Below are 10,456 nucleotides of genomic sequence, written 5' to 3' on the forward strand. Positions count from 1 at the left end.
CCTCCCGGGCTGGGGCGCGACGTCGGGGAACCCTCCGTCCACGACGCGCCGCCGTCCTTGCTCGCGGCGACGGCGATGTCGCTGAGCAATCGCGTCGTGCCGTCGAGGGCTTCGCGTGGGCCGCCGCTGACGGCGACGACGTGCGTCGGATCCTTCGCGGCGATCGTCACGTGTCCCTGCGTGGGCAGGGTGAGGTTGCCGGCGCCGACGAGCTGCCACGTCGCGCCGCCGTCGACGCTCGTGACGGTGGAGTAGCTCGTCGAGCGGGCCGTGACGACGGCGTCGCAGACGGCGACCATCCGCGACGTCGCGCCGAGGCCGGTCGCCGCTTCGATCGTCTTGCCGTTGCACGCGGGCGGGGTCGACAGCGGCGTGAGGGCGTCGCCCGTGAGTCGCCACGCGCCGGAAGCTTCGCCGCCGCTGCGTTCGGCGTGCGCGAGGACGAGCAGGTGCTCGCCGGCCGTCACGATGCCGGCGTCGCTCACCTCGCCGGGCGGCGTGACGCCCGCGACGGCTTCGGTGACGGCGGGCGTGCGGCCGGTGCCGATGCGGGCGACCTCGAGGCGGCCGGTGCAGCCACCTTGGATGCAGCTCGCGGCGGTGAGGGCGTAGGCCTGGCCGTCGTGGACGGCGACGTCGAGGACGCTGACGCCCGGGTGCTGCACCTGCGTGAAGCTGCGACCACCGTCGTGGGTGACCCACAGGTCGGAGCCGAACAGGTATCCGGTGCGCGCGTCGAGGAAGCGCAGGTCGCTGATCGCGCCGGCGGGTTGGATGAGGGGTTGCGCGTCGCCCTGCGCGGACGACACGTCGGCCTGCGTGAAGGAGTGCACCTGCTGCCAGGTGCCGCCGCCGTCCTGGGTGCGCAGCAGGGCCGGGCAGTGTGTGCCCGCGCACGTCGTCTGCGCGAGCGCGAACTGGGTTTGGCCGAAGCGCGCTGACAGCGCCCACACGATCGACGACGTCGACGCCGGCGTCGCGGCCTGCGCGATCTCGACGTTCGGCGACGAGCCGGACGACGGCTCGGCCGCCACGCCCCCGCCGACCGGCTCGCCGGCGCGAACGGTGCCCGGGCGCAGCGGGTCGCGGACGATGGCGCGCGCGCCGTAGATGACCGCAACGACGCCCAGGGCCGCAAGCACGAGCGCGAGCGCCGCCCGCATGCTCGGCGAGCGGCGCAGTCGATGCCACCGGTCCGCCGTGGACGGGCGCCGGCCTTGCCCGCTCACCCCACCATCTCCCGTCGGAACTCGTCGTACGTGCCGGCGAGATGGCCGATCAGCGCCCGCTTGAGGCCCGGCTTCTCGAAGTAGGAGTTGACGAACTGCTCGTTCGCGTCGTGCCGTTCGAGCATGACGTCGGCGAGCAGTTGTTCGAGCACCAGCTCGAAGGCGGAGCGGTCGTTGTGCTGCGCGACGACGCGCAGGCGGTCGTTGTCCTTGACGGCGGCCCATTGCTGGTCGATCCAGATGCGGTCGCCCTCGCCCAGGTCGGCGCCGAACTTATCGTTCATCGCCTCGATGAGCGCCGAGAGCTTGTCCTTCTCCGGCTCGTTCTGCGAGCCCTTGCCCTCACCGGGCAGTGCGACGCCCGCCTCGTCGCTCGCCTCGAGCCCGATGTCACCCTCGTGCGAGACCGACAGCCGCAGGTGTGTGAGCTGGACGGCCTTCGACAGCTGCGGCATCGGGTCGCTCTCGCGTTGCGGCAGGTCGGCGAGCAGCAGCTTGCCGTAGAGGAACAGCCGCTCCAGCGACGCATCGACCCACGGCATGACCTGCGCGAGAAACGCGTACGCACGCACGAACTGTTCGAGCGTGCTGCGGAAAGTGTCGGCCGCGTCGTCGTCGAGGGCGATGAATCGCCCGACGGCCGCGCCCACGTTCGCGTAGATGGCGGGCTGCTTCGCGTCCGCCCCGTCGAGCAGGGCGACGACGGCCGCCTCCATCTCGGCGAGCGACAGCACGCCCGCCGATTCGAGGTCGCGCTGCAGCGTGTAGAGGATGTTCGGGTCGGTCGGCGCCGCGAACGACTGCTCGTAGAACGGCGCGAACGCGTCGTGGATCTCCTCGGCGGTGTTCGCGAAGTCGAGCACGAACGTGTCCTGCTTGCCCGGCCGCGTGCGGTTGAGCCGCGACAGCGTCTGCACCGCCTTCACCCCGGCGAGTTTCTTGTCGACGTACATCGTGTGCAGCAGCGGCTCGTCGAACCCGGTCTGGTACTTCTCGGCGACGACGAGGAACTTCGCGTCGTCGTCCTCCTTGAACCGCTTGGGGAGCTGCGACTCGGCGAAGCCGTTGATCGACGCCTCGGTGAGCACGACGTCGGGCGCCCCGTCCTCGGTGACGGTGCCGGAGAACGCGACGAGCGCGCGCAGCGGACGAGCGCCCGTGTCGTACCCCATGCGTTCGATGTAGCGCGCGATGGCCTCCTGGGTGCGCACCGCGTGCAGCCGCGAGCGCGTCACCACCATGGCCTTGGCCCGGCCGTCGATCTTGTTCATCGTCTTGGCGCGGAAGTGCTCGACGATGATCTCGGCCTTCGCGTCGAGTTCGTACGGGTGCAGCGACGCGAACCGGGCGAGCGCGGCGCGGCCCTTGCGGGTGTCGAGATCGATGTCGTCGCGCGGCTCGGTGTTGGCGAGGCGGTAGTAGACGTCGTACGTCGTGTAGGAGGCGAGCACGTCGAGGATGAAGCCCTCGTCGATGGCCTGGCGCATCGAGTACGTGTGGAACGGGCGGTAGTCGCCGTCGGCGTCCTTCTCCCCGAACTGTTGGAGCGTCTTCGGTTTCGGCGTGGCCGTGAACGCGAAGAACGACAGGTTCGTGCTCTTGCCCCGTTGCTTCGCGGAGGCGAGCAACGCATCGTTCGCCTCTTCGGCTTCTTCCGCTTCGGCCTGTGCGGCTTCCTCGGCCTCGAGCCGGTCGTCGCCGCGCAGGACGCCCTTGAGCTTCTTCATGCCGTCGCCGCCGGTGGAGCTGTGCGCCTCGTCGACGATGACGGCGAACCGCTTGCCGGCCACCTCGCGCGTCTCCCCCTCGGCGGCGGCCTTCTTCGCGAGTTCGACGACGACGGGGAACTTCTGCAGCGTCGTGATGATGACGCGGGCCGCGTTGCCTTCGAGTGCTTCCTTGAGCTGCGCCGAGTTCTTGTCGATGCGCACGATCGTGCCGGGGGTGTGTTCGAGCCCGGCGACGGTCTCCTGCAGCTGACGGTCGAGCACCGTGCGGTCGGTGATGACGACGACCTTGTCGAAGATCGGCGTGTCGTCCTCGCCGTGCAGGCGCGAGAGCGAGTGTGCCGTCCACGCGATGGTGTTTGACTTGCCCGAGCCCGCCGAGTGCTGGATGAGTCGGTCGACGCCCGCACCGTCGCGGCGGGTGGCGTCGAGGATCGAACGCACCGCGTGCCACTGGTGGAAGCGGGGGAACAGCACTGTGCCGTCGCTGACGTGCAGGAAGGTGCCGAGCAGGTCGAGCCACGCGTCGCGCTGCCACACCTGCTCCCACAGGTAGGCGCTCTGATACGCGCCGCTCGTGGGGTCGACGGGCGGGTTACCGGCGCTGCCCGGGTGGCCAGGGCCCGCGGAGCCCTGGTTGAAGGGCAGGAAGCGTGTCGCCGAGCCTGCGAGCCGCGTCGTCATCGCGACGGCGTGCGGGTCGACGGCGAAGTGCACGAGCATGCGGCTAGCGAAGATGAGGTCGGCCGGGTTGCGGTCGCTGCGGTACTGCGCCATCGCATGCTCGATGCCCTGCCCGCTCAGCGGGTTCTTGAGCTCGGCGGAGGCGACGGGCAGGCCGTTGACGACGAGCGCGAGGTCGAGTGAATCGCGCGGGTTCGACTCGGAGTGGCGCAGCTGACGCACGACGCCGAGCCGGTTCGCGTCGTACCTGCGCTGCATCTCGTCGTTGAGCCCCGAGGCGGGCTTGAAGTAGCAGAGCTTCACCGGCACGCCGGAATCCTTGACGCCGTTGCGGAGGACGTCGAGCGTGCCCCGGTGGTCGACCTGCTGCTGCACGACGGTGACGAACTTCTCCCGCGCCGCAGACTCACCGCCGTGACGCGTGACGAGCTGCGCCCACGCCTTCGGCTGCGACGCCTCGACGAACGCGATCACCTCGTCAGGAAACAGGCCGCGCTTGCGGTCGTACGTCGTCGGATCGACGCTCACCCACCCCGCACCGAGCAGGTGCGCCTCGATGTTCGCCTCGAACACCTTCTCCTGCGTGACGGTCATGCGTGCTCCCCAGGGATTCGTGTCGACGCCGTCGTCACGTCGAACTCACCCGTGACGGCGGCCGTGATGAGGGACTGCTTGTATTCGGTGAGAAGTTCGATGCTGCGCGTGGTTCCGGCCTCGAAGTTACGGTCAGCTTGTTGCCGCGCAGCCAGACGTCCCACCACTTCGCCCTGCGCTCTCAAGCTCAGCTGCGGCACCCGCAGCCCGCGAATGACACCCGACGGCAGGTTGTTCGCCATGCCCTCCGCGCCACTGATCCCCAAACGTATGCGTTCCCGATTCTCGTGAGCACGGAGCATGCCCACGACGAAGTCTGCAGACCACCCCGGGAGCAGCGTGAGGCGGTAAAGCTTGTCCGGAAGAAGCAGCTTGGGTCGCACATCCTGCGGTACGACAGCGACGCTACCGATCAGCTCAGGCGATCCACTCGCTCGCGACATGAGGATGTCACCCCCATGGATTTCGTACTCGGTGCGAGGTTTCAATCCCTCGGGAAGCGCCTTGTTGTCGCCAGCACGGAAGAACCCGCCGTTGACAGAACCCGCGCGCATCACACCCCATCGGCCCCCCTCGGCAGGGGTCGCATCAGCCTGAGGGGACCAACCCTGTTCGAGATTGCTTAGCAGGTATCCGAGACGAGCTGTTCCATGCCCTACGGCGGCCGCGGTGAACTCGCCCTGTAGGTACGCAGCTCGATCCTGCTTGACAGAAGCCACCTGGGTTTTGCGCGCGGCGATGATCTGGTCGATGCGGAGAACGCGGTCGTCGAGGAAGTCCGCGATCCGCCGCTGTTGATCGAGCGGCGGCACCCAGACCGGCATGTCGTCGAGGTCACTCTGTTGGATACGACGATCGAACGTCGTATTGGCGCGGACGAATAGCTCGTACTGCGCTCGGTAGGGAGCGCTCCTCAGCACGTGGTGGAGGTAGCGCCCATCGACCTCCGGACCCACCTTGAAAACCCGATAGTCCGGGCTCACAGACCCTGCCAACGCCGAAACTGCAATGCTCCCGCCCACTAACCACATCGGGTTAACCACGAGGTCACCCTCTGCCACCAGGAGGCTTCGCTCAACAGTGTTATCCGACGCCTGCTGCCGATCGAGACTTCCCTCCCGCGCATATAGGTACCCAGCGCTTGACAGGGAAAGCCGCTGCGCGGCCCTGACACCCACCCGCTCTTCTCTTCGAAAGATGAGCCGTCGCAAGGTGGTTCTGCGCATTGGCGAATCTCTGTACACCGCATCCAGTGCGAGCGTTGTCATAGACCCAAATCCTTCATCCAGCCTTGAATCTGCGTTTCGAGGTCGCGGATCTCGGCGGCGATTTTTTCAACAGGACGGGGCGGTTCGTAGACGTAGAACTGGCGGGTGAAGGGAATCTCGACGCCAATCTTCGTCTTCGTGTGGTCGATCCACGCGTCGGGCACGTAGGGGCGAATCTCGGATTCGAGGTGCGCCCCGGCCGTCTCGCGCAGGGCGGTCTCACGGGCATCGGGGTCGAGGGAGAACCAGCCGTCAGGCAGGGGCACGTTCTCGGCGTCGCGCAGATCGGGGTCGGGCTCGGGCTGCCCCTTCTTCGTGACGATCGGCGCGTCGGAGTCGGCCACGGCACACGCGGCGGCGAACTTCTTGCGCTGCGCCGCCGTCAGCTTCGCGATCGCGTCGGCCTCGGCCAGCAGTGCCTTCTCCGTCTCGAACCGCTGACCGACCAGCGGCGCGAACACGTCGAACGGCGCATCGGCGACGGCCTCCGTCGTCACCTCCCAACGGCGGCGCATCGGACGCTCCACCGTGATGCGCTGGAACCCGAACGCCTCGCGCGGCAGCACCTTGACGCGCGCATCGCCGTCCGCCTCGTCGAGGGCGCCGCCGTAGAGGCGCCCGATCTCGGCGATGGCGTCGGCCGTCAGCTCCTTGCGCTTGTCGCCGAGCGATTTGCGCATCTTCGTGCCCATGGCGCGGGCGTCGACGAGCTTGACGAGGCCGCGGTCGGCGTCGGCCTTGTCGTTCGTCAGGATCCACACGTACGTCGAGATGCCGGTGTTGTAGAACATCTGATCCGGCAGCGCGACGATGCCTTCGAGCCAGTCGTTCTCGAGGATCCACTGGCGGATGCGCGACTCCCCCGAGTCGGCCGCGCCGGAGAACAACGGCGAACCCGACAGCACGATGCCGACGCGCGAACCCGTCGGCTTCATCTTCGAGAGCATGTGCTGCAGGAACAGCAGTGAGCCGTCCGACGAGCGCGGCAGCCCCGCGCCGAAGCGCCCGTTCATGCCCTGCTTGGTGTGCTCCTCCTTGATGGGGGCGGCGTACCCGGCCCAGTTCACGCCGTAGGGCGGGTTGGCGAGGATGAAGTCGAAGTGCTCACCGCTGAACGCGTCCTGCGTCAACGAGTTGCCGTTGCGCATCTGCTTGGGGTCGATGTCCTGCATCATGAGGTCCGATTGCGCGATGGCCCACGTCTCGTCGTTGAGCTCCTGGCCGTAGACCTTCACCTCGGTTTCGGGGTTGAGCGCCCTCATGTGCTCCATCGCCGTCATGAGCATGCCGCCGGTGCCCGCTGCGGGGTCGTAGACGGTGCGCACCGGCAGGGGGCTCTCGACGAGTTCGCGGTGCGCTTCGCCGCCGACGAGCAGCTCGACCATGAGGCGGATCACCTCACGCGGTGTGTAGTGCTCACCAGCCGTCTCGTTGCTCATCTCCGAGAAGCGCCGCAACAGGTCTTCGAAGATGTAACCCATTGCCTCGTTGCTCACGACGCTGGGGCGCAGGTCGAGGTCGGCGAAGTCGGCGAGTACGCGGTAAAGGATGCCCGCGCGATCCATGCGGGCGATCTTGTCGTCGAGGTTGTACGCCTCCATGACGACGTACGCGTCGCTGCTCAGACCGCGGATGTAGTTCGACAGGTTCTCCGCGAGCGCCTTGTCGTCGCTGAGCAAGCTCGTGAACGTGAAGCGCGAGATGTTGTAGAACCGCTGCCCCGCCACCTTCTTCAGCATCATCGCCTGCGGGGCGGCGATCGTCTCGAACGTCTTCGCCTTCGCGAGCACGGCGGGCTTGGTGTCGACGAGCACCGCATCCATGCGGCGCAGCACGAGCAGCGGCAGCATCACCTGGCCGTACTCGTGCTGACGGAACGTGCCGCGCAGCGTGTCGGCGACCTTCCAGACGAACGCGACCTTGTCCTCGAAACCCTGCGGTGATGCCATGCGGGCCATTCAATCAGCACGCCCAGCGCGATCGGGCGTCAACGTGCGCGCACGTCCTCCACGTCCAGGGGAAGCCGCAAGGCGGCGTCCGGCCACCATGGGCCCGATCGGGGTCTGCATGGCGCGCGGAGCGGGCGGGGGGGCGAAGCCCGAACGCGTCAGCTGGACCTGCTGCTGATGCCGTGGATCTCACTCGTCACGTGAGTCATCGTGTCAGGTGCTGAACGCGCCTCGACGCTACGGCAGGTTCATGCGGATCTGCCGCATGAGGTCGGGGTACGGGTCGACGAGGGTGCGCTCACCACGCGCCTCGCGGACGACGTTCTGCAAGAGCTCGCCCGGGAGGTAGTAGCGGCCGCGGCCGCGCGTCGGCCCCTCCGGGCTGAGCAGCCCCGCCGTGGCCAGCGCCGCCAGATCACGTGTCGCTGTGCGTTCTTCCACGCCGGTGCGGTTGACGTAGGTGCTGCGCCGGATGCGGATGCCCAGGGCAGCGTCGAAGAGTGCGTCGACCGAACGCTCGGGCACCCCTGTCGTCGCCACGAGATCGTCGAGCGCGCTCCAGACGTTCTCCGCGTCGCGGAAACGGCGCCGGAGCGTCTGGGCCTGCTGGTGGTGGGCTCTGAGGGAGAACTTCACCCACGCCGACGCGTCGCGCTGGGGGTTCCAGGCACCCTGCCCCGTCGCGGCCAGGACGTCGTAGTAGGCCCGCGTGTTGGCGCCCAACCACTCCTCGATGCTGGAGAACTCCGGCTCGAGAATGTCGTCGGTGGCGAGTACCAACGTCTGCAGGACGCGGGCCATACGTCCGTTGCCATCACGGAAAGGGTGGATCATGACGAAGTTCAAGTGAGCCATGGCACCACGAACCATGCTGTGCTCCCCCGATGACGCACTCATGGCGCCGACCATGGCGTCGATGAGGGCCGGCACGTCGTCCGGATCGGGCCCCTCGTAGACGTTCGCTCCGGTCGATTCGTCCTGAACGTAGATGGCTGCCCGCCGGAACTCGCCGGGGCTCTTCGACAGGTCATGTTCGAGGAGCATGAAGTGCATCGTCCTGAGCGTGTGAGCATCGAGAGCGAACCCCGGCAACGTCGCCATACGCAGCACGTACGTGAGCACGCGCCGATAGCCCTCGATCTCCTTCCACGTGCGCTCATCCGCCGTCAGCGGCTCATCGCCCTCGACTGCAGCCGCCGCATCCTCGGGGGTCACGTCGTACCCCTCGATGCTGTTCGACCCCCTGATGGCACGCGCTTGGGTCGTCCGGCGCAGGCCCCCGGACCATCGTTTCGGGGCGCGCAGCACAGCGGCCATCTCGCGACGGATGGCATCGATCTCGTCGAGCACAGCGACGTCGACCTCGTCGAGGTCCGGTGTCTCGTACAACATGGCCACCCCTCCGTCGTGTCCCGATGTCTCGATGTCGTTTGCATTAGGACATAGAGACAGTAACCCGCCGCGTCGTTTGCATTAGGACATAGAGACAGTAACCCGCCGCGTCTCTATGTCCTAATGCAAACGACATAGAGACATGACTGCCACAGGATGCACCCACACCTCCGCCGCGTGTCGCGAACCCCCGTCAGCGCGCGGATGCGCGAGGATGAGCGATGCACCCTGCCCGGGCACCGGGCGTCAGCGAGCTAGTGAGGAAGCGCAGTGGCACGCACGAAGAAGCCCGAGATGCCGGACGAGGACATCGTCGAGAACATCATCGACATCGATGTCGAGGACGAGATGCGGGCGGCTTTCCTCGAGTACAGCTACTCCGTCATCTACTCGCGTGCCCTTCCCGACGCGCGTGACGGGCTCAAGCCGGTGCAGCGGCGCATCCTGTTCTCGATGGACGAACTCGGCCTGACGCCGAACAAGAACCACGTCAAGTCCTCGCGCGTCGTCGGCGAGGTCATGGGCAAGTACCACCCGCACGGCGACTCGGCGATCTACGACACGCTCGTGCGCATGGCGCAGGACTTCACGATGCGCCTGCCGCTGATCGACGGCCATGGCAACTTCGGCTCGCTCGACCAGGGCCCCGCGGCGTCGCGTTACACCGAGGCGCGTCTCGCGCCCGCATCGCTGACGCTCGTGGCCGGCCTCGACGAGAACACCGTCGACTTCGTGCCCAACTACGACGACTCGCTGCAGCAACCGTCCGTCCTGCCCGCCGCGTTCCCGAACCTGCTCGTCAACGGCGCGAGCGGTATCGCCGTCGGCATGGCGACGAACATGGCGCCGCACAACCTCGGCGAGGTCGTGCAGGCCGCGGTCCACCTCATCAAGAACCCCGACTGCAGCCTCGACGACCTCATGCGCTTCGTGCCGGGCCCCGACCTGCCGATGGGCGGGCGCATCATCGGCCTCGACGGCATCCGCGACGCCTACCTCACCGGCCGCGGTACGTTCCGCACGCGCGCGACGGCGACCATCGAGAACGTCACGCCGCGCCGCAAGGGCATCGTCGTCACCGAACTGCCGTACCTCGTCGGGCCCGAGAAGGTCATCGACAAGATGAAAGACCTCGTCGGGCAGAAGAAGCTGCAGGGCGTCTCCGACGTCAAGGACCTGTCCGACCGCCACCACGGCCTGCGCCTCGTCATCGAACTGAAGAACGGCTTCAACCCCGAAGCGGTACTCGAGCAGCTCTACAAGCTGACGCCGATGGAGGAGAGCTTCGGCATCAACAACGTCGCACTCGTCGACGGCCAGCCGCGCACCCTCGGGCTCAAAGAGCTGCTGCGCGTCTACACCGACTTCCGCATCGACGTCGTACGCCGGCGCACCACGCACCGCCTCGGCAAGAAGGAGGACCGCCTCCACCTCGTCGACGGCCTGCTCATCGCGATCCTCGACATCGACGAGGTCATCCAGATCATCCGCTCCTCCGACGACTCCGCGACGGCGCGGGCGCGCCTCATGCAGGTGTTCGACCTGTCCGAGGCGCAGGCGACGTACATTCTCGACCTGCAGCTGCGCCGCCTGACGAAGTTCAGCCGCCTCGA

6 protein-coding genes are annotated in these 10,456 nt (G+C 67.5%); 1 reads left to right on the plus strand and 5 read right to left on the minus strand.

Annotated elements, in window-relative coordinates; genetic code table 11:
* The 5 genes from B2284_RS02420 to B2284_RS02440 all read right to left on the minus strand — a co-directional run.
* The coding region (locus tag B2284_RS02420) for a beta propeller repeat protein (RefSeq protein ID WP_286697136.1) at positions 1 to 1,163 on the minus strand (1,163 nt) is incomplete at its 3' end.
* Positions 1,164 to 1,225: 62 nt separating this feature from the next.
* Positions 1,226 to 4,234: a type I restriction endonuclease subunit R gene (locus B2284_RS02425; RefSeq protein ID WP_286697137.1), complete on the minus strand. Its 3,009-nt coding sequence runs from the start codon at positions 4,232 to 4,234 to the stop codon at positions 1,226 to 1,228.
* Entirely contained in the window at positions 4,231 to 5,502 is a 1,272-nt protein-coding gene (locus tag B2284_RS02430; RefSeq protein WP_286697138.1) for a restriction endonuclease subunit S domain-containing protein, read from the minus strand. The genes B2284_RS02425 and B2284_RS02430 overlap by 4 nt, the downstream gene beginning before the upstream one ends.
* Positions 5,499 to 7,451, minus strand: coding sequence for a type I restriction-modification system subunit M (locus B2284_RS02435; RefSeq protein WP_286697139.1), 1,953 nt, complete (start codon positions 7,449 to 7,451; stop codon positions 5,499 to 5,501). The genes B2284_RS02430 and B2284_RS02435 overlap by 4 nt, the downstream gene beginning before the upstream one ends.
* A 237-nt stretch (positions 7,452 to 7,688) precedes the next feature.
* Entirely contained in the window at positions 7,689 to 8,843 is a 1,155-nt protein-coding gene (locus B2284_RS02440; protein ID WP_136788319.1) for a Fic family protein, read from the minus strand.
* Positions 8,844 to 9,137: 294 nt separating this feature from the next.
* On the opposite strand from B2284_RS02440, the gene B2284_RS02445 reads away from it, so the two are divergent.
* On the plus strand, positions 9,138 to 10,456 hold a 1,319-nt coding region (locus tag B2284_RS02445), incomplete at its 3' end, for a DNA gyrase/topoisomerase IV subunit A (RefSeq protein WP_286697142.1).

It is taken from the genome of Dermacoccus sp. UBA1591, from assembly GCF_002322065.1.
GTDB classification, from domain to species: Bacteria; Actinomycetota; Actinomycetes; order Actinomycetales; family Dermatophilaceae; genus Dermacoccus; species Dermacoccus nishinomiyaensis.